This is a genomic window from Lentibacillus persicus (assembly GCF_900112705.1).
Lineage (GTDB): Bacteria > Bacillota > Bacilli > Bacillales > Amphibacillaceae > Lentibacillus > Lentibacillus persicus.
Window position 1 is genome coordinate 17,993 of sequence record NZ_FOMR01000016.1, and the last position, 23,716, is coordinate 41,708.

The window sequence follows — 23,716 nt, forward strand, 5'->3', positions numbered from 1 at the left end:
ACGATGCAGTCCGATTTTTGGTATAATAGTGTTCAACTAATGTATCCTCCACACTGAAAGGTTTGGTAGCACCAATGCGCAAAATTTACATAAACGGCAACTTCTATACATTTGATAACATCCAACCACTTGCCCAGGCGGTGGTGGTTGAAAATGACCGCTTCATCGATATCGGCACAACTGATAATATGCGTCTGCAGTGGGAATCACCGCATAGTAAAACAATTAATTTACAAGGCAAAACGGTTACCCCTGGTCTGATTGACAGCCATTTGCACCTGTCGATTGTCGCTGAAAACTTTATGAATCTCGATTTAACAGGTGTGACGTCCAAACAGGAAATGCTTGAGAAAATTCATCATCACGCCAAATCGCTCGGACCAGGTGAATGGCTGCTTGGACGGGGCTGGGATGAAAACCTGTTTACCGACAGCGGCATCCCGACAATTGATGAGCTGGACAACGTCTCACGGAACCATCCATTATACATACCGCGTGTTTGCAGTCATGCTGCACTCGTTAACAACACAGCACTCAACTTAGCACAATACCATCCGGAAATGGCAGTTCCTGAAGGCGGCTCAATTGTTCACGATGAACGAACGAAACAACCGACAGGGCTCATCCTTGAATCAGCGTCACAACTGTTCACCGAGCATATACCGGAGAAAACGTATGACCAACTGAAAAAAGCCCTGCGGCAAGCATTGAAATATGCGGCCTCCAAAGGATTGACGAGTGTTCATACAAATGACCCACACTTTCTCGGCGGTCTCAGTCAAACATATCAACTTTACGATGAACTTCTGAATCACGAACTGGCAGGCCCAAGAAGCAACCTGCTCATCGATCATGACTACTTGGAGGATTTGCGGGCGCACGGCATGTACGCAGGATACGGCAATGACCGACTGCAAATTGGTGCGGTCAAGATGTTTGCAGATGGCGCGCTGGGAAGACGTACAGCGTTGCTATCAGAGCCATACAGCGATGCCCCGGATACATACGGCGAAGCAATGTTTGATCAGGAAACAATGTATGACATCATTCATGCGGCGCGGAAACTATCTATGCCGGTGGCTGTTCACGCGATTGGTGACCAGGCGCTTAAAAATGTGCTCGATATTCTCGATCAGTTTCCCTCCGTATCATACCGGGACAGGCTGATACATACACAGATTGTCAATGAGAAATTGATCAAGCGGCTCGCTGGACCAAACCGGATTGCCGACATTCAGCCACGGTTTGTAGCGAGTGATTTCCCGTGGGTGCACGAGCGCCTTGGCAAACAGCGGTCCGATTTTTCCTATGCCTGGAAAACGATGCAACATACAGGCATCATCTGCGCCGGCGGATCGGATGCTCCCGTTGAACCAATCGACCCGCTTCTCGGCATTCATGCGGCTGTTACACGGAAAGCACCCGGCGAGACACATAACGGCTGGAATCCCGATGAAAAACTATCCATGAGCGAGGCGTTTCGCTTATTTACTGAATTGGGGGCCTATCCGACAAATGAAGAAAACATGAAAGGCACCATTTCACGCGGCAAACTCGCTGACATGACGGTTTACTCACAAGACCCATTCAAAATGACACACCCCGACGAACTGCTGGAAACCAAAATCGAAATGACCATCATCGGCGGTGACGTAAAATAGGGACAGAGGGACGGGATCTCTGTCCCCCCTTTGCCCTAAAAATTCTGTTAAAAAGCCGCTTTTATTATCGTTCCTATACGTTGCTAAACGCGGTTCACTATCCCTTTACAATAGCCCCAATCAAAGCTATGATTAACACAACCCAAATTTGCAAAAATTATCATTTATTCTGTCGATCTCCACATTACTCGACAACCAAACCTGTACTCAGTCATAAGGAGGAACAAGCATGACACGGAACTTCGAACAATCAGCAATGCTAAAGCGTTTACCGGAGCAATTTTTCGCAAAACTTGCAGCCAGAGCTCAGGACTACAAACAGCAAGGTTATGACATTATTAATCTTGGGCAGGGAAATCCTGATTTGCCGACACCGGATCATATCATTAAAGAACTTCAAGACGCAGCTGAGGACCCCGTCAATCATAAATACGCACCATTTCGGGGATTTCCTTATTTTAAAAAAGCCGCTGCCGATTATTATAAGCGGGAATTTGGCGTAACACTTGACCCGGAATCCGAGATCTCTGTTCTGTTCGGGGGCAAAGCGGGGCTCATCGAGTTAAGTCAATGCCTGTTAAACCCGGGTGATACGGTGCTTTTACCGGACCCGGGCTACCCGGATTATATGTCGGGGGTTGCCATGGCGGATGCTGAACCTTATGCAATGCCTTTGCAGCATAAGAATAACTTCTTGCCGGATTACAACACTATACCTGACGCGGTACTCGACAAAGCAAAATTAATGATCTTAAATTACCCGAACAACCCGACTGCGTCAGTAGCATCCAAACAATTTTATGATGAAACGGTGAAACTCGCGAAAGAACATAACATTTGTGTGGCGCAGGATTTTGCGTATGGTGAACTGGCTTATGATAATTCTAAACCACAGAGCTTTCTTCAGTCAGAAGGCGCCAAGGATATTGGTGTGGAAATTTATACATTATCTAAAACATATAATATGGCCGGCTGGCGTGTCGGATTTGCTGCGGGAAACCCGTCAGTAATCGAAGCCCTTAACAAATTGCAGGACCATATGTTTGTGAGTTTATTCGGCGCTGTCCAAAGTGCAGCAGCTAAAGCTCTAACGGATGATCAGACATCTGTAAGGGAACTCGTTAATACATATACTGAACGCCGTGACCGCTTCATGATGGCCATCCATAATATTGGGTGGGATGCTGACACACCAAGCGGAAGTTTTTTTGCCTGGCTTCCAGTACCGGCAAACTACACATCTGAAGAATTTTCAAATAAATTATTGGAAGAAGCACACGTGGTAGTAGCCCCGGGCAACGGGTTTGGCGACTATGGAGAAGGCTATGTTCGTGTGGGTTTGCTCGAATCAGCAGAACGGCTTGAAGAAGCTGCAGAGCGGATTGCCCGGCTTGGGATTTTTTAAGGGGGATACAAATGACAAGTGTAATCGATCTGCAAGAAGTTTCGTGGAGACGCCAGCAGAAAACAATTTTATCCGATATCAACTGGCATGTTGAAAAAGGTGAACATTGGGCTGTGTTGGGCCTGAATGGTTCAGGCAAAACGTCACTGTTAAATATTGTCACCGGCTACTCGTGGCCAACAGCCGGTCACGTGCGTGTTCTGGATCAGCCGTTTGGAAAAATTGATATCCGTACGCTTCGCAAATCGATCGGCTGGGTAAGCTCGTCGCTCGAGGCACGGATTAAAGAAACTGAAATCGCCGAAGATATTGTTGTAAGCGGTAAATATGCATCAATCGGCCTGGCGTTTGAACAACCGGCAAAAGCTGATTACGCACGGGCCTCATACATCATGGGACAATTGCAATGCAGCCATTTAACCGGCCGTACGTATCAAACGTGTTCTCAGGGCGAACGGCAAAAGTTATTAATCGCCCGCGGATTGATGGCATCACCTGATTTGCTCCTTCTGGACGAATCAACGAGCGGACTTGATTTTATTGCACGTGAAGAATTGCTCGCCACGGTTCAAGAACTGACAAAGCAGGACGACGCACCAACCATTATTTTTGTAACGCATCATATTGAAGAAGTACTGCCGACATTTTCCCGGACGCTGCTATTAAGCGAAGGATCTGTTTTTGCACAAGGTAAAAGCCGTGAAATCTTGACGGGGGATAATTTAACCCGGTTTTACGGCATGCCGGTTAACGTTGAGTGGCACCGGGAGCGCCCTTGGGTAATGCTGCAGGATTAAATCCGCACTCTTTTGATATGTCAGCACTATGTTTACTGTCACGCCAAACAGGAAAAACATCTATAAAACCTGAACGGAGTGATCACATGAAGAAAACAAATAATGATAGAGGGAACTATAACCCGGAAGAATTTGAAGAAAGCAAAAAATTTATGGATGAGCCGCCCGATGAAGATTTAAAAGAAAATATGCGAAGTGAAAAGCAAAAATTCACAGCACAAAAAGACTCACAAAGTGAACGAAAATACCGCAGCGATCGATCGGATAAAAAGAAATAACACGCATTAAAAGCCCTCTTGCGCCATCGCTGTGTAAGAGGGCTTCTTTGCAAGGTTACACCCATGATCTAACCAGCCAGCCAACCACACCGGCGTACACTGCATGCGCGCTTGTCCAGTAAGCCCATGCAGACACGTCATCTATCGCCGGCTCCCGATCAGTGAGACCGGTCAGCACATATAAGACAGCACTCCCGATTGTATAAATTAAGAAATATAAAAGTATTGACCGTTCCAGATGCACCATTTTCAGTATAAAAAACAGCGCGCCCACACTCACAATGCAAAAAACAAAGTGAAAGGCGATTCCGCCAACGTCTTCAGGCCCCCAATCAGGAAGCAGCGGAATATAATCCGTGTTGAACAGCAAAACATACGCATCACTGCCGGCAGCCAGCTGAACAATTTTTAAAATGCCCAATAAAATGACACCTGCGATAATACCAATCAGACTCAGCTTTAATACATCTTTCATCTAAAACCACTCACTTCAAAAACTGCATTGAAACGTTAACCTATTCCCCTGAGACGCAATATTAAACCGCGGGCACACATAGAAAAACGCACGCCACAATCCTTGCGACATGCGCCTTCCGCTATTATGAGCGCTCTTTCTTAATCATGCCATGCACCTTGGCAATTTCCTCATCGGGCACCATCAAATAATAGATACCGTCAATATTTGTCCCGCTTCCTTTCATCTGATAGCTGACAATATTTTGACGGGTATTCCGATAGCCGTTTAACAAACTTTTCATATCGTCAAAATCCATGTTTGTCGCCATATTATTGCCAAGCACATCGATATAATCATTTATCTTGCCGACAGAACCGACAGACGCGCCCTGTTCAATAATACCCTGAATCACTTTGCGCTGGCGTTCAGTGCGGCCAAAATCACCATCTGGATCCTGTTTGCGCATTCTGACATACGCCATTGTCTTATTCCCATCCATCTCAACAGGACCCGTGTTAAAATCATACTCCCCGTTCTGCCAGGCGATTTCGTTATCGACCGTAATTGTGCCAAGCTTGTCAACGAGTTCACTCAACCCTTCCATATTCATGCGGACATAGTGATCGAGTTCGATATCGAGAAAATTTTCAACGGTGGCGACAGACATATCACTCCCGCCGAATGCATAGGCGTGATTAATTTTGTCCTCAAAACCTTTACCCACGATTGTGGTCCGCGTATCCCGCGGAATACTTACAAGCTGCATCGAGTCTTTCTCAGGGTTCAATGACAGCACCATCAAAGCATCTGAACGGCCGCTGTCATGTTCGCGCTCATCCACACCGAGCAGGAGGATATTGAGCGGTTCTGAGGCCTCCATTTTCTTTTTCGTCATATCCCGGTCGATTGAGTCCACCGGTTCATGCATCTCGTCATTCACCGTATCCCGGGCATTGCCATAAATGGAATAAGCATACGCCCCGGCTCCTGCGATTAAGATTAAAACGACAGCCGCGACAGCTAATGTAATTTTAAGCCAACGTCTTTTCGGTTTTTTACGATTTCGATTTGTTCTTGTTTCGTCCACGTCCTTAGCCTCCGATACACTATTCTAGTTTCTATTATCGCATACTATCACAAATATTGTAACTATCTTTTGAGTAGACATTCTCGGCATGTTAATAAAAATTCGGTGAGAGCAACGACCCTCCGGGGGTTGCTCCTCAGATGTTTCCTGTTCCATTAAAACGGTTATCCTTGTTATAGACAAAAAGAATAGGAGGTTCCCTTATGGATCCAAGAAAAATGCAAAAAGGCAGTACACCACGCCAAAAACAAACGAAACAGCCTGGTATCGAATCAGATATGAACCCACGCCCTGCTCAGCCCACCGATTATGAAGGCACTGGAAAATTAAAAGGAAAAAGCGCGCTCATAACAGGCGGAGACAGTGGCATCGGTCGTGCAGTCGCCATCTTATATGCCAAAGAAGGCGCAAATGTGGCCATCTCTTATTTGGACGAGCATGGAGACGCCGAGGAGACGAAAAAAATGGTGGAAGCAGAAGGCGCTCATTGTGTATTGCTGCCGGGTGATGTAAAAGATGAACAACACTGCATCGATATTGTGGAAAAAACCGTTGGAGCATTCGGCAAGTTGAACATACTTGTCAATAATGCAGCCATCCAATACGTGCGTGAAGATCTTTTGGATATTTCATCCGAACAGTTTGAAGAAGTTTTCAGAACCAACTTCTTTTCTCATTTCTATACAACCAAAGCAGCGGTCCGTCACATGCAGGAAGGTGATGCCATTATTAGCACATCGTCCATTAACGCATACCGCGGCAATCCGATTTTCATGGATTATTCTGCAACGAAGGGGGCTGTCACCGCGTTTATGCGCAGCATCGCCCAAAGCCTTGCCAAAAAAGGCATCCGGGCAAATGCTGTCGCTCCAGGACCTGTCTGGACCCCGCTGATCCCATCTTCCTTTAATGAAGATGGTGTTAAAACATTTGGACAAGACAGCTTAATGGAACGACCCGGCCAGCCATCCGAACACGCCTGGGCCTACGTCATGCTCGCAGCAGATGAATCATCCTACATGACGGGTCAAGCCATCCACATCAACGGCGGCTCATGGACATCATCATAAATGGGACGGGGTCAGACCCTGTCCCATAATTTTTGCTTCTTTTGCCTATTGCACTTTGCCCCTTTAATTCATCTACTATTATAAATGCACATTTAAGGGGTTGAATTTGTTGAATAATAAGCTGAAGAAATTTGTGGATGCCCTGCCGATCCCCAAAACAATGAAACCTTCGCACAAAAACAAAAATGAAACGTTTTATGAGGTTGAAATGACAGAGTTTCGTCAAAAGCTTCACCGCGATTTAAGACCAACCCGGCTTTGGGGATACAACGGTCAGTTCCCCGGGCCTGTTATTGATGTAAACCATGGCGAACCGGTTAACATTAAATGGACCAATAAACTCCCTGATAAACATTTACTTCCAATTGACAAATCGTTTCACAATCTCGATAAACTTCCTGAAGTCCGAACGGTAACCCATCTGCATGGGAGTGAGACAAAGCCGGAAAGTGACGGCTATCCCGAAGCTTGGTATACGCGCAATTCCCGAGAGACAGGGCCTGATTTTAAGACCGACGTCTATCATTATCCAAACCAGCAGCGTGGTGCCACCTTATGGTACCATGACCATGCCATGGGAATTACACGGCTGAATGTTTATGCCGGTCTCGCTGGTATGTATCTTATCCGGGACGAACGGGAAAAACATATGCAGCTTCCTGCCGGCGACTACGAAATTCCACTCATCATTATGGATCGATCGTTCCAGGATAACGGCGACTTGTTTTATCCTCCGCAGCCTGATGACCCGCAGGAAAACTGGCCCAACCCGTCCATCAGACCTTTCTTTAATGGGGAAACAAACGTCGTGAACGGGAAAATTTGGCCGTACCTTGAAGTAGAACCGCGTAAATACCGATTCCGTATTCTAAATGCCGCCAACACACGCGCCTATCAGCTCTATTTAGATTCGGGGCAATCATTTTATCAGATCGGATCTGACGGTGGTCTAATGCGAAAAACAGCCAAGCTGACCACATTAGCGATAGAGCCGGCCGAACGATTTGATGTGATCATTGATTTTTCCAATCACAAAGGTGAAACGATCACATTGAAAAATGACCTTGGACCCGACGCTGATCCGGAAGACGAAACAGACGATGTTATGCAATTCAACGTAACCCTGCCTTTATCTTCAAAAGACACGAGCCGGATTCCAGGCCATTTAACACACATTCCTTCACTCAAGCAAAACAGCATCAAGCGTATCCGTAATCTAAAATTAGTTGGCTCAACGGATGACCTCGGCCGGCCATTACTGCTGCTTGACAACAAAAAATGGATGGATCCTGTAACCGAAACGCCTGAACTCAATTCAACCGAAATATGGTCATTCATCAATATCACCAACTTTCTCCATCCGATCCATATACACTTAATACAGTTTCAGGTGCTCGATCGCCGCCCATTCGATCTTGACCGCTATAATAAAGACGGGCGAATTGTATTTACAGGCCCGGCAAAACCGCCACTATCAAATGAAAAGGGCTGGAAGGATACCGTGGCGGCCCCAGCGGGCGAAATCACACGTGTCATTGCAAAGTTCGGGCCGTTTACCGGCGACTATGTATGGCATTGCCATATTCTCGAACACGAAGATTATGACATGATGCGTCCTATGCGCGTAATCGACCCCAATAAGCGGGAGTGATGAGGTTGGTTGCCGCTCCTGTTTTCCGAAATGAATCCTGCTGTCTTCTGACGGACCAGCACTCGATTGTGTTAAACCTTGACAGTCGTTGACATGTCGGATAAGTTTGAAAAAAGCAACCTAACTATTTCATTAAAAAGGATGAAAAACAATGCGTATCAAAACGACAGACCTATGTGACGACTACTCAAATGAACTATCTATCTGCAAACAACCGTTTACGTTCTATGGAAGAAAAAAAGCATTCGCCGGTCCGATTTCGACTGTTAGAGTGCTGGAGGATAATGTGCTTGTAAAAGAATCACTTGAGACAATCCCGGAAGGCCATATTCTTGTTGTGGATGGTCACGCCTCGAGAAATTGTGCTTTAATGGGCGACCGTCTTGCCGGCATTATCAAGGATCGTAATCTTGCGGGCGTCATTATATACGGCTGCATCCGGGACACTGCAAATATCGCCCAAATGGACGTCGGGGTTCTTGCCCTCGGAACAAACCCTATAAAAAGCAACAAAAAAGGCGAAGGTGAAAAAGATATCACGCTTGATTTTGGAGAAGTATCGTGGACGCCTGGAAATTTTGCCTATGCTGATGAAGACGGCATTGTTCTATCGGAAAGAAAGCTGATTTAAAGACTTAATATCATATCTCGTTTCTTCTTTTTCACGAATTAATAAATGAGGTTGGGACAAAAGTTTTAAAAGTAAAAGAAAAGACGAACGATTATATTAGGAAAGGGAGCGGGATACACCGCTCCGGAAATATGCTTCGCTTTCCGCGGGCGGCTGGTGAGCCAACTCGTGCTCGTCGTGTTGCAAGTTTTTCTGTGATGCAGCACTCCTCGCAGGTCGAAGCATACTCGATGAAGTCTTGCTTTGTGCCAAGGCACTTCCTTGTCTCACCTATGCCTCTCTTCCCGCAGGAGTCTACGCATATTTCCTCCGCTAACCTTGATTATCGTTCGTCTTTTATATCTGATAAATAAGTTATGTCCCAACCTCATTATTTTTCGATCAAACCGTTGCCCAATGGCCAACAGTAGCAAGCACTGATTGTTGCGGGAAGTATTTTTTAAATATATTGTAATAAAGCAGTTCCTGTTTGGAGCGAACCCATTCATTCTCTGCGTTGGCCCGGTTCAGTTCGCCATCACTAAACTTACCTTCTGCATAACTCTCCAATATATCCAGTGCCCCGCTTCCCTCGGAGAACTCTGCCTTATCACGCCAGATAATATTATCGGACAACCGGCCATCATATGCTTTTCTCAAAATCCACTTTTCGATTTGAGCAGCATTTAATTTCAGTTCGGCCGGAATTTTGAGCGCATACTCAATGAACTCCAAATCAAGAAACGGCACACGCAGCTCAACCGAATGGGCCATGCTCATCCGATCACCCCGCTGCAAGTTTATGTTATGCATGGTATTGATGATCCGTACTAATTCCTGATTCAGTTTCTCTGTATTATTTATTCCTTTGAGGTACTGATAACCCGAAAACAGCTCATCAGCGCCTTCCCCTGAAAGAATTACTTTCACGCCATGTTCAGCAGCCAGCCTAGAGACGAAATAGCTTGGAATAGCACTGCGGACAAGTGAGGAATCAAATGACTCCAAATGATAGATAACTTCTGGTAAGTGATCAATCATGTCTTTTTCATCAAATATATACTCCTCATGCACACTGCCAATTTCTTTGGCCACTTGACGGGCACGCTTCACATCTTCGCTATCCGCACTGCCGACGCAAAATGATTTTAATGGTTCTTTTCTCTTCCGGTTTTCCTGAGCAAGCAAGGCAATCAAGCTGCTGTCTAAACCGCCACTCAACAGCACACCTACTTCAACATCTGCCGTCAGGTGTTTCTGAACAGCACTTTCAAGATGGTGACGGATACCATCCATCATTTGCGGCAATTCACTTTCGGAAAAAATCTCAAGGCTATCAGGTTGCTGGATCTCTCTGTACATGACAAAGCCTTCCTCAGGCGTGTAATAACTCCCCGACGGAAATTCATTCACGTCTTCAGTTACTTTATATAACGCCTTTAGCTCAGACGCAAAAATCATATTCCCAGCGTCATTTTCACCATAATAAAGTGGCTTACTCCCAAGCGTATCTCTGGCAGCCAAAAATGTATCATTCTCCGTATCGACAATCACAAAAGCGAACATGCCGTCCAAGTGCTTAACTGCTTTCGATCCTTGCTGTTCATAAAGTTTCAGTGGCACCTCAGCATCTGATTCAGTCAAAAATATTGTTTTATCCGAAATTTGTTTTTTCAGATCCAAATAATTATAGATTTCCCCATCAGCCACAATCCATTTAGTGTTATCCGCGTTGGCAATGGGCTGTTTTCCTTTATTCACACCTACAATTGACAGACGTTGATGAGCCAGGTGAAAGGAATCTAATATTATTTCGTCTCCTTCATCCGGGCCCCGATGATGCATTGATTTCAGTACTTCTCTCACTTCTCCATCAGCTATTGAGCCTGTCATAGCAAATATTCCACTCATTACAATTGGTCACCTCTAGTTGTATTCGTTTTTAAGATGCTTCTCAAAGACACCATGCCTTATAAGAACATTTGTACAGTATAGATGAGATTTTGCATGAAATCAATTAATTCATAGATTTCAGACAAAAGTCGCTATATTTTTCAATATTTACGTGTTTTATTTCGAAATATGCAAAATTCTCCGCTAAATCGCATTATATCTTAGCTTATCTTGACTTTTCTTGATTTTAGATAGTTAATTCGCTTTTGTGCCTTTAAGGTAATATTGATAGAATTAAAAAGTTGACTCATTTCCTTCCCACCTAAGAGTTTTCAGCTAGGGCTTAAATATTGGAGGTGTTAACAATTACCGATTTCTTAAACTACTTCACAAATAACTCTGAGCAAATTTTTGACTACACGCTTGAGCACATTCAATTGGTGGGACTTGCAATTATTATCTCGATTCTCATTGGTGTTCCACTTGGAATCTATTTAACAACCAATGATGAATTAGCCAGTACTGTCCTGCAAATAACGTCCATTATCATGACCATTCCAAGTATCGCCTTGTTTGGCATCATGATTCCAATTCTATCCATCATTGGTCAGGGCATCGGATTCCTGCCCGCTTTAATAGCGCTTATACTCTATTCCCAACTACCCATTATCCGAAATACATATACCGGAATTAAAGACGTGGATCCCAATATTCGGGATGCCGCACAAGGGATAGGCATGACTACTGTCCAAAGACTCTGGAAAGTAGAAATTCCTAATGCCATGCCGCTCATTATGGCCGGAGTCCGTACAGCAACAATTTTAAATATTGGTATTGGGGCTATTGCCGCTTATATAGGCGCAGGGGGCCTCGGTTCATTAATTAACCAGGGTATATCCAGATCCAACAACACGATGGTTCTTGTTGGAGCAATCGTAGTTTCAATTTTGGCTATTATCGCCGATTTAGTTCTAAAGTATATACAAAAGAAATTTACGCCTAAAGGGGGTTAGAAAAGGTGAGCAGATGATACAGTTTAATGATGTTTCAAAAATATATAATGGCAGCGTAAAAGCTGTCGATAATGTTAGTTTTGATGTCCAGGATGGTGAATTTGTCATTCTGGTCGGTCCATCCGGGTGCGGAAAAACCACTTTGCTCCGCATGGTTAACCAATTGGAAGACATCACGGATGGTGAAATAATTCTTAACGGTAAAAGCCTTAAAGAATTGAATAAAATTGAAATGCGCCGAAAAATTGGTTATGTCATCCAAAGTAATGGGCTGTTTCCGAATATGTCCATTGAAAAAAATGTCATGATTGTTCCGGATTTATTAGGTTGGGATCGAAAAAAACGACAGGACCGGTTCAATCACCTGATGGAATTGATCGGACTCCATCCAGATGAATTTCGTAAACGTTATCCGCATGAACTGTCAGGCGGACAGCAACAACGGATTGGGGTTGCGCGTGCACTTGCGGCAGATCCGCCTGTCATGCTGATGGATGAACCTTTCGGTGCGCTTGACCCGATTATACGTAACCGTCTGCAAGAAGAGTTCCTGCAGATACAAAAAGAAGTAAATAAGACGATTTTGTTTGTCAGCCACGACATCGATGAGGCTGTCAAAATGGGAGATAAAATCGCACTTCTCCGTGACGGACAAATCATGCAATATGACCGTCCTGCCGAAATACTGAATCACCCCAAAAATGACTTTGTATCCGAATTTGTCGGCCAGGACCGCGTGTTGAAGAGTACCAGCCTCTATTCCGTAAAGGATCTTGAACAAACAGTTGGACTGAGTCCACACGATGATTCCGCCCGTATAAAGACCATAAAAGAAAACACATCCCTTCGAATTATTCTCTCTATGCTGTTGAATCAGGAAGCTGATCATCTGGTTGTCGAGGATTCTCATGGAAACAAAAAAGGAAGTTTGACACTCGACCACATAGAGAAATTCCTCCAGGTTGAAGTCAGAGAGAAAAACGATGGAGTGTCATTACAGCATGAATAGGAATAAATTAATCAGCCTTATTGTCAAGATAATTTTTTGGGTTGGTCTTATCGTTTTTTTCAGCTGGGCTTTTTCAAATGACATGTTTTTGCCCATTTTTGAAGAACCTGGAGCATTTTTTAATTTGTTGGGAGAGCATCTGATTCTTGTATTGATATCAGGATCTCTGGCTATTTTGACGTCTATTCCGCTGGGGATTTTCCTTACAAGACCCCGATTTCGTAAAGTGGAATTCTTTGCTGTCAATATTGCAAACCTGGGTCAAACCATCCCAAGCCTTGCGATACTTGCATTGGTGATGGGCTTTATGGGCATCGGTATGGAAGCAGCACTCGTCGCTCTGTTTGCTTACTCGGTTCTTCCCATTCTGCAAAACACTATTGCAGGCATCAACTCCGTAGACGAGGATAAAAAAGATGCGGCACGCGGTATGGGCCTGACGAATACACAGATCCTCTGGCGGATTGAGCTTCCCAATGCAGCCTATTCCATTATCGCCGGTGTTCGTACAGCCCTGGTTATGAATATTGGCACCGCTGCACTCGCTTATCTTATTGGTGGCGGCGGATTCGGCGTATGGATTTTCACGGGAATTCAATTGTTTGACAACGCATATTTAATCTCTGGTGCCGTTCCGGTATCAATGCTTGCGATAGCAGTTGATTACTTATTCAGAGGGATGCAGTTTGTTCTCGTTCCTAAAGGCCTTCGCCTGGCTAGACAAGCAGTCAGTTAATGAAAATCGCTTTCATAAGCAGACATAAAAACCAGAATAAAAACAGTAGCATTTTAAATGTACACGAGGAGGAAATAGTTCATGAAGAAAGTGAGTTTACTGATTTTATCGATTATATTTATGCTCATAATAAGTGCTTGTAGTGGCAGTGATGACGGTGATAAACAGATCACGATTGGTTCAAAAACTTTCACGGAACAATACTTATTTGCTAAAATATCCACCCTGCTTCTGGAAGAAGAAGGGTTTGATATCGAAGAAACGACTGATCTTGGAAGTACTGCACTTAGACAAGCACTGAATAATCAACAAGTCGATTTGACGTGGGATTATGTTGGTACAGCACTGGTCACTTATCTTGATGAAGAGCCAATTACTGACCCGCAGAAAGCATTTGACGCATTGAATGAAATTGACCAGTCTGAAAATGATATCGTCTGGACCAACCTAAATGAGGTCGATAATACGTATACCTTAATGATGCGTGAAGACCATGCAAATGAGCTGGGTATCAGCACCATCAGTGATCTTGCAGACTATATAAATAACAACCCTGATGAACTGTCGATCGCAACGAATGCAGAATTCTACAACCGTCCAGATGGCCTCCCAGGTGTTGAGGAACACTATGGTTTTGAATTTTCAGATGGAAATGTAAATGAAATGGAAACCGGGTTGACCTACAATGCCCTCCGTGATGAAGAAGTGGATGTAGCAGTCGGATTTGCAACAGACGGCCGTATCGATGCGTTCGGATTTATTAACCTGGAAGATGATCAGACATTTTTCCCGTCATACAATGCAGCAGCTGCTATGACAACCGAAACGTATGAAAAATATCCAGAAATTGAAGAGATCTTTGCACCCCTTGATGACTTGCTAACAAGCGAAACCATGCGCGCCATGAACTATGAAGTAGACATCGAGGAAAGAAGTGTTGATGAAGTCGCACGTGAATTTTTAGTGGAGAATGACTTAATTGAAGAGTAATTGCTGGAGAACGCCTTTCTGAGGGAAGGGCGTTTTTTAGTTTGGTATATAAGTTTCGAAGACGGAATTTACGCATCTTCCTTATACAAAAAGTGCATCGGCGTCCGGTTTTGAACAGTCCTCCACAAAACTATGTACAACATTGCCATATACTCGAACGCGAAGGCTATAAAGTGAGGGGGACAGTGTCAGACACCTGTCCCCCGAAAATCACACTACGGCACAGATTGATTTTTCGCCGTTCACTACGTTGTGAACTTCTTGGGCGATGAGCATGGCGGTGCGGGATTGCGCTTCAATCGTCAGTCCGGCGATGTGCGGTGAAAGTCTGATTGATTCAATCTGCGCAAGCGGTGAATCCTTCTGCACCGGCTCCTTTTCCAAAACGTCGAGGTAAGCACCGGCGATTTCCTCCGACCGGACAGCATCAATCAAATCCTCCTCATGGACAATACCACCCCGGGCCGAATTAATAACGTAAGCATGCTTTTTCATCAGTGAAAATTTATCCTTATTAATCATATGTTTCGTCGCGTTTGTCAACGGCACATGGACCGAGACAAAATCCGATTGCTCCAGAAGCTCATCCAGCGTGTCTGCCGGTCTGACACCCGTTTCCGCCAGAATATGATCGAACGGAGCAACAAATGGGTCATAGCCTACAACATCCATACCAAAAGCCCGTGCCCGGTTTGCTACACGGTGTGAAATCTCACCCATTCCAACGAGTCCAAGAGTCCGCTTATTCAATTCATACCCCGTGAAGAACTTGCGGTCCCAGTTGCCCTGCCGTACGTCCGCATCAGCGTCTGAAAGCGGACGGGACGCATCGAGCATCGCTGCCATAACGTATTCAGCGACTGACGTGGCATTTGCGTTTTTAGCAGCAATCACGGGTATGTTGCGTTCTTTTGCAGCTTGAAGATCAATATTATCCAGCCCTACCCCGAGCCGGCCAATGACGCGCGTATGTTTTGCCGCGTCAAGGAATTCCGTATCAACGCGGGTTTCATTACGAACAATCAGTGCATCATAATCCGGCAGCAGTTTGAGCAGTTCTTCCCGTTTCCTCCCCAATTCCATATCGTAATCAACCGTATATCCAAGACGCTTTAACTCTTCAATCCCATCTTCCCACATTAGTTCTGTAACAAGTATTTTCATAAGCGTTCACTCCCCCAAAATAATGTATATAGTTCTGATTTTTCCACAAATTATAGAGTTTTGCAATAATTAAGTTGAGTTGGGGGAAGAATATTTATGCATGAATCACAAAAAGAGTGCAGCGCCATTACAGCCCTGCACTCCATCACTTTTACACGATTATACCCAACGTGTCGTAATAACTTTCTTGCGTGTATAAAACTCAACACTGTCTTTACCATTGGCATGCAAGTCACCATAGAAGGAATCCTTCCAGCCTGAGAATGGGAAGAACGCCATCGGAGCCGGAACACCAATGTTAACACCGAGCATCCCTGCATCGATTGTTTCCCTGAACTGACGCACACTGCCACCATCGCGCGTGAAAATGCATGCACCGTTTGCGAATGGCGATTCGTTCGTTACGTCAACTGCTTCATCAAGGTTTTTTACCCGTACAATCGATAACACAGGGGCAAAAATCTCGTCCTGCCAAATCGTCATGTCAGTCGTCACGTTATCAAAAATGGTCGGGCCGACGAAATAGCCTTTTTCCTGCGCACGGCCTTCATCACGCCCGTCACGAACGAGTTTCGCGCCTTCTTCTTCACCCGTTTTAATATAATTTAACGTACGGTCTTTATGCTGTTCACGGATAACCGGTCCCAGGAAAACATCATCATCAAGCCCGTTACCTATCTTGACGTCGTTGGCTTTTTGTACAAGCTGATCAATAAGCTCATCTGCGACCGATTCTTCAACAGCGACAACCGACGCTGCCATGCACCGCTCACCCGCAGATCCAAACGCAGCGTTCAGTACTTGCGTGGATGCATTATCAATATTGGCATCATTCAAGACAATCGAATGGTTTTTCGCACCAGCCAACGCCTGCACACGTTTCAGGTTGTCTGTCGCACGTTTGTACACATACTCAGCAACCGGCTGGGACCCGACAAATGAAATTGCTTTTACCTTTTTATGGTCGAGTAAACCGTTAACGACATCGTGTGCCCCATGAACGATATTGAACACACCATCAGGAAGACCTGCTTCTGTGAGCAGTTCTGCCAGACGATTTGCCAGCATCGGCGTCCGCTCAGACGGCTTCATAACAAACGTGTTGCCTGTCGCAATTGCCATCGGAAACATCCAGCACGGTACCATCATCGGAAAGTTAAATGGTGTGATGCCACCGATAACACCGATCGGGTAACGATACATGCCTGACTCGAGACCTGAAGCAATCGATGACAGCTGGTCGCCCATCATTAAATTCGGTGCGCCTGCCGCAAATTCCACGTTTTCAATTCCGCGCTGAACTTCGCCTTTTGCTTCTTTTAAATTTTTTCCGTTTTCAATTGTGATGAGTTCAGCCAGTTCATCCCAATGCTCCACCAGCAGCTGCTGGTACTTGAATAAAATACGCGCACGTTTTGGAACAGCGGTCTCTTTCCACTCCTGAAATGCTTCCTGAGCAACACTGACCGCATGATCGACATCTTCCTGCCTCGATATCGGAACTTCCGCTATCGTTTCACCGGTAGCCGGGTTGATAACAGCTTCAGTTTTGTCACTGCCTGATTCAACCCATTTACCGCCGATATAATTTTGAAGTGCTTTTACGTCAGTTTGTGATTGTGCCATTATAAAACCTCCTGAATTAATTCCTTATAAGTGTTGATTTTAATTTCATTGATTTTGGTTAAACACTTTTTTTATAACAGAGACGATGAATTCGAGATCTTCATCGGTCGATGCCAACGGCGGGCACAGTGCCAGTATATTGTTATAGCCTGCTACCGTATCGCCATTACGCCCGATGATTAAACCATTTGCTTTACATTCAGACATAATTTTGCTTACCCGCTGGTCAGTTGCTGGTTCTTTTGTTTCTTTGTTTTCCACCATTTCAATTCCCATTACAAATCCCTGGTTCCGAATATCCCCTACATATGGATGGTTTTCCAATTCTTTTAATTCGTCTCGTAATCTTTCACCCAATACCGCAGCACGCTGTGTTAAATTTTCCTTCTCCATTATTTCGATGTTTTTGAGCGCGACAGCACACGATGCAGGGTTTCCGCCGAACGTATTTACATGACGAAAATGGTGGTTATCCTCAGTCCCGCTAAAAGCTTCATAGATATCCTTGCGAACAGCCGTGACAGACAAAGGCAAATACGCACTTGTCAGCCCTTTTGCCATCGTGACAATATCAGGCTTAATATCATAATGCATGTGGCCAAATGTTCTGCCGGTCCTGCCAAATCCGCAGATGACTTCATCAATGATTAACAACACGCCATAGCGCTTGCAAATTTCGTCGACTTTTTCGACATACGCCGGGTCCGGGATTAACACGCCCCCGCCCGTGATGACCGGCTCCATAATAATGCCTGCAATGGTTTCTTTCTGTTCCCAAATGATTTTTTCTTCAATTTCCTGTGCGCGTTGCAGGTTATATTCTTTAACCGACATGCCTTCGGGTTTACGGTAATTATCCGGCGGAGCAACATGTAGAAAACCTGAAGTCAGCGGTTCATATTTATATTTACGGAGTGCTTGCCCGGTAGCAGCCAGCGCACCCAGTGATCCGCCATGATACGCCCGGTATCGGGAGATAAATTTATACCGGGATGACTCGCCGTTTTGCTGATGATATTGCCGAGCCATTTTAAACGCGACTTCGTTGGCATCAGAACCACTATTAGAATAAAAAATCATATACTCATCATCGAGCATGTCGTTCAGTTTTTCAGCGAGTTGAATAGCAGGCAAGTGACTTTGAGCCATGGATGTATATGCCATCTCTTTCATTTGGTTATAGGCTGCTTGTGCCAATTCCTCACGCCCGTACCCGACGTTCACACACCACAGTCCCGACAAGCCATCAAGGTATTTATCACCCTTATGATCGGTAATCCATGAGCCTTCCGCTTTCGTTGCAATCATTGGCTCCTTCTTAGCATCATCTTTGGACATATGATGCCATATATTTTGCTGATCCTTTGCCACAAGTGCCTGTGAATCCTTTTTTAAAGTACTCATTTAGACGCTCCTTTCCTAACTGAAAGTAATAAACAGCTGTTCATTCATAAATTTTTACACAATGTCCAAGTGACCATTTTTCATTGCCCAACAAACTGCAATCACTCCTTGTTATGAATTTTAAACAATTGACAGCGATTACATTTCCTTTATAATTAGCATTATACTTAGTGTTCGAAAAATTATCATTTTACAATATGTTAAATAAACCTTCTTTTAGTTTAACAGTTTGGAGGGCAAGGTAATGAGCAATTATAACTTAACCATTAATGATGCGCTTACCACTAATTCCTTTAAAAGTGCTCGCGTTATAGCCGGTGAAAAGGGTTTAAACAAAACGATTAAATGGACCCATATTATCGAAACGGATAATTTTGACACCCTGCTCAACGGCGGCGAACTTGTTCTCACAACAGGAACAGGTCTCAATCTGGATTCTTCATTAGAGACGTATAAAAGGTTAATCGATAAAGACGTTGCAGGCATCTGCATTGAAATTGGACCTCATTTCACAATGCTTCCGAAAGAAATCAAGCAATTTGCGGATGATCATCACTTTCCTGTTATAGCATTTGAAACCGTTGTCAAATTTGTTGAAATCACCCAAAAGTTACATACACATATCATCAATCAGCACCACCAAATGCTCCATGAGATTAGTGACCTGACCAAAGAATTTAACGAACTGTCGCTTGCACCCAATGGCATTCTAAAAATCCTGCAAAAGTTGAACGGCCAATTTAAATCGCACGCATTATTCATTACAGATGAGGGCAAAGCTTATTATTACCCGCCTGAAAGTAAAACGTTTATTGAGTCACTCGCCTCATATGTTCAAAATTATCCTATTGGCACGCTTTACGACAATACGGTGGAAGTGGCCCATCAAACATTTGCCCTGACCCCGGTAAATGTTGTCGGTCAAAATTGGGGTTATTTATGTCTTCAAGTTACAGAAACATCACCGGATGAATATTTATTTACCTTACTGGACAGGGCAGCCATGGCAATTGCACAAATTCTATTAAGAAACCGGACCATTGAAGAACGAAAACTCAATGTTGAAGATGAATTAGTCCAAAATTTGCTGCTTGGAAAACCATATAATCCTGATGAGTTAAAAACGATCTTGCCATCGTCCAGGAAACAGTTGAACTTCAGAGTCTTTATTTGTCAAAATAATCACGCATCAGCAACCAATACGAATGAGGGATGGGATGAACTGAAAGTACAGCAGTCAATGTCAATTCGATCATTATTTGAACGTTATGGTTTCTATCCGGCGATCTCTGTGAAAAAGAACGAAATAGCCGTCATCAGTTTTTTTAATGAAAAACAAGATAAATCAGCAGCGGCTAAGTTCACTGAGATTACCTCCGAATGCAAACAAATACCGAACATTAATCCTCAAAATATAGGCGTCAGCGGCAGACATCAAGACCTTTCCAAATTTATGCGCGCTTACAAGGAAGCAAATGAAGTTCTCTATTTAAATGATTATTACGATTTAGAGGATTCGCTTTACGAACATATCGGCGTTTACCGCTTGCTTTTTCAGCTCCAGGACAACCAATTACTCGAATCATATATTGATGATTATATCGGTCCACTGCTCAGGCATGATGCAGAAATGAACACGGATTTGCTAACAACACTAGAAACCTATTTAACATTTAATGAATCAAAGAAAGAAACAGCAAACCGCTTATTCATTGTACGGCAAACACTTTACCACCGCCTTGAAAAAATAGAAGAACTATTGGGAAAAGATTACCTCGAACCTGGCAACCGGCTGGCGACAGAGCTAGCAATAAAGGCATACCATTTAACACAAAATGTTTACCCCAAAGAATAAAGCGGTTTGAATAACCAAACACCTGCCAAGCACCTGCTTTAAGGTGTTTGGTTATTCTTTACAATTAAGCTCATCTGGTCATTGACGGACTCAGTAAACATATTTTTTGTAATGATAAAACTTTTGTAGAACAACAACCTATCGAAAATTTATTACTCATTTCTTAAAACCTCAAGTACCATACGTGCTACAAAAGCACCTCTAACGGCAATATCGTCCGTGTTAATATATTCCTTTCCTGGCTGGTGCGCGAAATCTCCACTCATTCCCATACCATCCAGAGTTGGACAGCCAACAGACGCAGTGAAATTGCCATCAGTACCAGCTCTTCCTACAAAACCTTCCATCTCCAAATCAAACTTTTTCCCAACCTTTTTGGCTTTCTCATATAGGGATTTATGTACGGGATCTTTTTCATCAAAAGGGGGTTTTTCTATTCCTCCCTTAGTTGTTATTTTTACCTCAGAGTTATATGGCTTTAGATTTTGAAGAAGTAGATCGTACTTTTTTGCGATATCGCCTGACGAAAATCTGGCATCTATTGTAAGTTCTCCAACACCTGGTACAGTGGGCCAGCCGGCATTCCCGCTATTTAAGCTAGTACAAGCGATTGTTACACCCTTATCCAAATCACTAAGGCTTTCCAGGTAAATAGCCTGCTTTGCCAGTTCTGTTAAACTACTATCAGCTGCTTCTGGTTCCTGACCGGAATGCGCTGGCTTCCCTTCTGCAACAAATGTATAGTTCCCTCGAGCATAGCGTCCATTTGTCAAAAGTCCAGAATAGTTTCCAAAAGTGGGCTCCATTACAAAAGAAGCTTTGCTTTTTTTGGCTAGATCCTTATAATGCATGTTCGATGAAGGGCTGCCAGCCTCTTCATCCGAGGATAAAAAGAATACTATTTTTTTATTTTCAGGTAACAGCCTAAGTTCCTTCAGTGCTTTTGCAACCATATAAACCTGCACATCTCCACCCTTCATATCAAGTGCACCGGGCCCCCACACCTTCGCACCTTCTTGGTCCCACAGGTTCCCAAATGCACCTTTTTCATACACAGTATCATAGTGACCCACAAAAAGGACCTGTTCATCACCTTCCCCCAATTCCATTAGAAGATGGTCCCCATAACGACTGTCATTACTTGGTACAACACTGCATTCAAAGTCTATCTCAGAAAAAATTTTTTCAAAATAATTCCTGCATTTTCTTAAATCTTCCTTACTGCCTTCAGTGGGCGATTCTAAAGTTACGACTTCTTTTAACATCTTCAAAAATTGATCAGTATGTTTTTCCATAAAATCTAAAAGCGTTTTTTCTTCCGACATTAAACTCTCTCCCCGATTTGTAGTATAGATTTCAACCAAGGTGGCAAAGGTTCGATTTTTGTTTAGTCAGTTTTTTAATCAGTGTTATTTATTCGTTTGCTTTCCATTGTTCTTGACATTGGAAGCTGACCTCTTTCGAATATTCGCACACGAAGTTTTTATAGAGCCTTTTCTTCATTTGCTTCCAGCGTTCCTTCTTCCTGATTTTTAAACGATTTTAAGGCTGAGTCAAATTTTTCAATCACTTTTTCATTTCTTGGGGCAGTAACTAAACTGACTGCTACAAACAGTATCATATTAAGCGCAAGTCCCCACATCGCAGGATCCAGACCCAACGGGCTATTCAAACCAGGTATAAAAGTCAAGATTACCGTTATACCAACGCCGCCAACTAAACCTGAGATTGCGCCATTTGCATTAGATCTACTCCAAAAAAGAGCGCCTATTGTCGGGACAATTAGCTGTGCTGTCCCCCCAAAAGCAACTAGCCCTATCGTAACAAGAACACCAGGAACAAATATTGCCATAAAGTAAGCAATTATAGAGAAGATAAGGATGGCGTACCTCGAAACTTTTGTTAATTTTTTGTCTGAAGCTTTAGGATTATTATATCTTTGGTAAAAATCCTTTGTAATAACAGTTGAAACTGCATGAATTTGACTATTGGATGTTGACATTGCTGCAGCTGCTCCTCCAGCTAAAATTAATGCTCCCAGGGCTAATGGCATGTATTCGGTAACCATAACCGGTAAAACTTGATCCGCATTTTCAATTCCAGGCATTTCCAAAACACCAGTCCAACTTATTAAAACAGAACCTAAATAAGTAACAGCTACAAGCGCTATTAAGAAGGGCATCAAATTAAATAAATTACCATCCTTAACTGCATACATACGCAACCAAAGTTGAGGTCCCATAAGAGCACCAAGTGCAGTAACAATACATAAAGAAATCCATGATGAGAACCCAGCTGCACCATCTGGTCCAGGCAACGTCAAGAACTCTGGGTGCAAACGTTGCATCTCACTAAACATGGAAATGGGGCCCCCTACTACGTTAGATATATAAACACCACTCAAAAGTAAACCAAAGAACAAAATTGCGCCATATATAATATCCGTCCAGGCTATCGCTCTAATACCACCCACCCAAACGTATACAATTATAACTGCGTAAAATAGAAATGCTGCCAGCCAAAAAGGAATGACCCCTCCCGAGGCTACTTCTATTAGATAAGCGCCACCAGTTAATTGAATCTGCAAATAAGGGATTGTAAAAATGGTGACAACTGCCCCGACAATAATTCGAACTTTTTCATTATCGTAAAAATCCCCCATAAAATCAGAAGGCGTCACATAATCAAATTTTTTCCCCAGATACCATACTCTTTTTCCTACTATGTAGTACAGGTACCCAAAAAGAATATTCCATGCAAAGGCGGTTAAATATACTGGTCCTTCCGTATAAAATGAAGCATTTGAACCTAAAAAAGCAAATGAACTCCACCATGTGGCTGCAACAGTAAAGAAAGCAGCCACAGAGCCCATATTTCTTCCTTGGATAAAAAAATCACTGCTTGACTTGTTTGATTTAGCAGCTGCTATAAAACCAACTACCAATGGTATAAATAAAAACAGAAAGATAATAAATACTCCGGCTGACATAAGTGAACCTCCCATTAAGTA

General features: G+C 43.7%; 20 protein-coding genes. 12 read left to right on the forward strand and 8 right to left on the reverse strand.

Going from position 1 to position 23,716, the window contains the following annotated elements:
• Positions 1 to 74: 74 nt before the first annotated feature.
• From BMZ22_RS15875 to BMZ22_RS16825, 4 genes are all read left to right on the forward strand, one after another.
• Positions 75 to 1,661, forward strand: a complete 1,587-nt coding sequence (locus BMZ22_RS15875) for an amidohydrolase (RefSeq protein WP_090087417.1) — start codon at positions 75 to 77, stop codon at positions 1,659 to 1,661.
• A 229-nt stretch (positions 1,662 to 1,890) separates the two neighbouring features.
• Positions 1,891 to 3,066 (forward strand): pyridoxal phosphate-dependent aminotransferase, encoded by a 1,176-nt coding sequence (locus BMZ22_RS15880; protein WP_090087420.1) that lies wholly within the window; start codon positions 1,891 to 1,893, stop codon positions 3,064 to 3,066.
• Positions 3,067 to 3,077: 11 nt separating this feature from the next.
• The gene (locus tag BMZ22_RS15885; protein ID WP_090087422.1) at positions 3,078 to 3,863 is read left to right on the forward strand and encodes an ABC transporter ATP-binding protein; all 786 of its coding nucleotides are present in this window, start codon (positions 3,078 to 3,080) and stop codon (positions 3,861 to 3,863) included.
• Between the two features lie 86 nt (positions 3,864 to 3,949).
• On the forward strand, positions 3,950 to 4,141 hold the full coding sequence (locus tag BMZ22_RS16825) for a hypothetical protein (protein WP_143069997.1): 192 nt from the start codon (positions 3,950 to 3,952) through the stop codon (positions 4,139 to 4,141).
• Positions 4,142 to 4,196: 55 nt separating this feature from the next.
• Here BMZ22_RS16825 and BMZ22_RS15895 read toward each other — a convergent pair whose 3' ends face one another.
• Both BMZ22_RS15895 and BMZ22_RS15900 read right to left on the reverse strand, forming a co-directional pair.
• Positions 4,197 to 4,616 (reverse strand): hypothetical protein, encoded by a 420-nt coding sequence (locus BMZ22_RS15895; protein ID WP_090087427.1) that lies wholly within the window; start codon positions 4,614 to 4,616, stop codon positions 4,197 to 4,199.
• 124 nt (positions 4,617 to 4,740) lie between these two features.
• Positions 4,741 to 5,685 (reverse strand): LCP family glycopolymer transferase, encoded by a 945-nt coding sequence (locus BMZ22_RS15900; RefSeq protein ID WP_090087429.1) that lies wholly within the window; start codon positions 5,683 to 5,685, stop codon positions 4,741 to 4,743.
• Positions 5,686 to 5,888: 203 nt separating this feature from the next.
• Here BMZ22_RS15900 and BMZ22_RS15905 point away from each other — a divergent pair, with 203 nt between their 5' ends.
• The 3 genes from BMZ22_RS15905 to rraA all read left to right on the forward strand — a co-directional run bounded on the left by BMZ22_RS15905 (position 5,889) and on the right by rraA (position 9,037).
• Positions 5,889 to 6,755 carry an SDR family oxidoreductase gene (locus BMZ22_RS15905; RefSeq protein ID WP_090087432.1) on the forward strand — a complete coding sequence of 289 codons (867 nt, stop codon included), beginning with the start codon at positions 5,889 to 5,891 and terminating at the stop codon, positions 6,753 to 6,755.
• Between the two features lie 109 nt (positions 6,756 to 6,864).
• The gene (locus tag BMZ22_RS15910) at positions 6,865 to 8,406 is read left to right on the forward strand and encodes a multicopper oxidase family protein (RefSeq protein ID WP_281242098.1); all 1,542 of its coding nucleotides are present in this window, start codon (positions 6,865 to 6,867) and stop codon (positions 8,404 to 8,406) included.
• 151 nt (positions 8,407 to 8,557) lie between these two features.
• A complete protein-coding gene (gene rraA / locus BMZ22_RS15915; protein ID WP_090087434.1) occupies positions 8,558 to 9,037 on the forward strand; it encodes a ribonuclease E activity regulator RraA in 480 nt (159 codons plus the stop codon).
• 381 nt (positions 9,038 to 9,418) lie between these two features.
• On the opposite strand, the gene asnB is transcribed toward rraA, so the two are convergent.
• Positions 9,419 to 10,927, reverse strand: a complete 1,509-nt coding sequence (gene asnB, locus BMZ22_RS15920) for an asparagine synthase B (protein ID WP_090087437.1) — start codon at positions 10,925 to 10,927, stop codon at positions 9,419 to 9,421.
• Positions 10,928 to 11,265: 338 nt separating this feature from the next.
• Here asnB and BMZ22_RS15925 point away from each other — a divergent pair, with 338 nt between their 5' ends.
• From BMZ22_RS15925 to BMZ22_RS15940, 4 genes are all read left to right on the forward strand, one after another.
• On the forward strand, positions 11,266 to 11,922 hold the full coding sequence (locus BMZ22_RS15925) for an ABC transporter permease (protein WP_342710721.1): 657 nt from the start codon (positions 11,266 to 11,268) through the stop codon (positions 11,920 to 11,922).
• A gap of 13 nt (positions 11,923 to 11,935) precedes the next feature.
• Complete coding sequence (locus tag BMZ22_RS15930) at positions 11,936 to 12,931, forward strand: ABC transporter ATP-binding protein (protein WP_090087440.1); 996 nt, start codon at positions 11,936 to 11,938, stop codon at positions 12,929 to 12,931.
• Positions 12,924 to 13,667: an ABC transporter permease gene (locus tag BMZ22_RS15935; RefSeq protein ID WP_090087443.1), complete on the forward strand. Its 744-nt coding sequence runs from the start codon at positions 12,924 to 12,926 to the stop codon at positions 13,665 to 13,667. Before BMZ22_RS15930 ends, BMZ22_RS15935 begins: the two co-directional genes overlap by 8 nt.
• Positions 13,668 to 13,748: 81 nt before the next feature.
• Positions 13,749 to 14,657: an ABC transporter substrate-binding protein gene (locus BMZ22_RS15940; RefSeq protein ID WP_090087446.1), complete on the forward strand. Its 909-nt coding sequence runs from the start codon at positions 13,749 to 13,751 to the stop codon at positions 14,655 to 14,657.
• A 210-nt stretch (positions 14,658 to 14,867) separates the two neighbouring features.
• Here the strand turns inward: BMZ22_RS15940 and BMZ22_RS15945 are convergent, their stop codons facing one another.
• The 3 genes from BMZ22_RS15945 to BMZ22_RS15955 all read right to left on the reverse strand — a co-directional run bounded on the left by BMZ22_RS15945 (position 14,868) and on the right by BMZ22_RS15955 (position 18,851).
• Positions 14,868 to 15,821: a hydroxyacid dehydrogenase gene (locus BMZ22_RS15945; RefSeq protein ID WP_090087448.1), complete on the reverse strand. Its 954-nt coding sequence runs from the start codon at positions 15,819 to 15,821 to the stop codon at positions 14,868 to 14,870.
• A gap of 159 nt (positions 15,822 to 15,980) precedes the next feature.
• The gene (locus BMZ22_RS15950) at positions 15,981 to 17,447 is read right to left on the reverse strand and encodes a CoA-acylating methylmalonate-semialdehyde dehydrogenase (protein ID WP_090087450.1); all 1,467 of its coding nucleotides are present in this window, start codon (positions 17,445 to 17,447) and stop codon (positions 15,981 to 15,983) included.
• 45 nt (positions 17,448 to 17,492) lie between these two features.
• The gene (locus BMZ22_RS15955) at positions 17,493 to 18,851 is read right to left on the reverse strand and encodes an aspartate aminotransferase family protein (protein WP_090087452.1); all 1,359 of its coding nucleotides are present in this window, start codon (positions 18,849 to 18,851) and stop codon (positions 17,493 to 17,495) included.
• Between the two features lie 244 nt (positions 18,852 to 19,095).
• Between BMZ22_RS15955 and BMZ22_RS15960 the strand changes: the two genes are divergently transcribed.
• Positions 19,096 to 20,706, forward strand: coding sequence for a PucR family transcriptional regulator (locus BMZ22_RS15960; protein ID WP_090087455.1), 1,611 nt, complete (start codon positions 19,096 to 19,098; stop codon positions 20,704 to 20,706).
• Between the two features lie 152 nt (positions 20,707 to 20,858).
• Here BMZ22_RS15960 and BMZ22_RS15965 read toward each other — a convergent pair whose 3' ends face one another.
• Positions 20,859 to 22,031: a M20/M25/M40 family metallo-hydrolase gene (locus BMZ22_RS15965; RefSeq protein ID WP_090087458.1), complete on the reverse strand. Its 1,173-nt coding sequence runs from the start codon at positions 22,029 to 22,031 to the stop codon at positions 20,859 to 20,861.
• Positions 22,032 to 22,189: 158 nt separating this feature from the next.
• The gene (locus BMZ22_RS15970; protein ID WP_090087461.1) at positions 22,190 to 23,695 is read right to left on the reverse strand and encodes a sodium:solute symporter family protein; all 1,506 of its coding nucleotides are present in this window, start codon (positions 23,693 to 23,695) and stop codon (positions 22,190 to 22,192) included.
• Positions 23,696 to 23,716: the final 21 nt, after the last annotated feature.

What these genes read in the sequence shown, in the direction of transcription:
- BMZ22_RS15880 (WP_090087420.1), top strand. Translation starts at nt 1,891, where the DNA reads ATGACACGGAACTTCGAACAATCAGCAATGCTAAAGCGTTTACCGGAG.
- BMZ22_RS15955 (WP_090087452.1), bottom strand. Translation starts at nt 18,851, where the DNA reads ATGAGTACTTTAAAAAAGGATTCACAGGCACTTGTGGCAAAGGATCAG.
- BMZ22_RS15885 (WP_090087422.1), top strand. Translation starts at nt 3,078, where the DNA reads ATGACAAGTGTAATCGATCTGCAAGAAGTTTCGTGGAGACGCCAGCAG.
- BMZ22_RS15960 (WP_090087455.1), top strand. Translation starts at nt 19,096, where the DNA reads ATGAGCAATTATAACTTAACCATTAATGATGCGCTTACCACTAATTCC.
- BMZ22_RS15965 (WP_090087458.1), bottom strand. Translation starts at nt 22,031, where the DNA reads ATGTCGGAAGAAAAAACGCTTTTAGATTTTATGGAAAAACATACTGAT.
- BMZ22_RS15935 (WP_090087443.1), top strand. Translation starts at nt 12,924, where the DNA reads ATGAATAGGAATAAATTAATCAGCCTTATTGTCAAGATAATTTTTTGG.
- BMZ22_RS16825 (WP_143069997.1), top strand. Translation starts at nt 3,950, where the DNA reads ATGAAGAAAACAAATAATGATAGAGGGAACTATAACCCGGAAGAATTT.
- BMZ22_RS15930 (WP_090087440.1), top strand. Translation starts at nt 11,936, where the DNA reads ATGATACAGTTTAATGATGTTTCAAAAATATATAATGGCAGCGTAAAA.
- BMZ22_RS15940 (WP_090087446.1), top strand. Translation starts at nt 13,749, where the DNA reads ATGAAGAAAGTGAGTTTACTGATTTTATCGATTATATTTATGCTCATA.
- BMZ22_RS15970 (WP_090087461.1), bottom strand. Translation starts at nt 23,695, where the DNA reads ATGTCAGCCGGAGTATTTATTATCTTTCTGTTTTTATTTATACCATTG.
- BMZ22_RS15895 (WP_090087427.1), bottom strand. Translation starts at nt 4,616, where the DNA reads ATGAAAGATGTATTAAAGCTGAGTCTGATTGGTATTATCGCAGGTGTC.
- BMZ22_RS15950 (WP_090087450.1), bottom strand. Translation starts at nt 17,447, where the DNA reads ATGGCACAATCACAAACTGACGTAAAAGCACTTCAAAATTATATCGGC.
- rraA (WP_090087434.1), top strand. Translation starts at nt 8,558, where the DNA reads ATGCGTATCAAAACGACAGACCTATGTGACGACTACTCAAATGAACTA.
- asnB (WP_090087437.1), bottom strand. Translation starts at nt 10,927, where the DNA reads ATGAGTGGAATATTTGCTATGACAGGCTCAATAGCTGATGGAGAAGTG.
- BMZ22_RS15875 (WP_090087417.1), top strand. Translation starts at nt 75, where the DNA reads ATGCGCAAAATTTACATAAACGGCAACTTCTATACATTTGATAACATC.
- BMZ22_RS15945 (WP_090087448.1), bottom strand. Translation starts at nt 15,821, where the DNA reads ATGAAAATACTTGTTACAGAACTAATGTGGGAAGATGGGATTGAAGAG.
- BMZ22_RS15905 (WP_090087432.1), top strand. Translation starts at nt 5,889, where the DNA reads ATGGATCCAAGAAAAATGCAAAAAGGCAGTACACCACGCCAAAAACAA.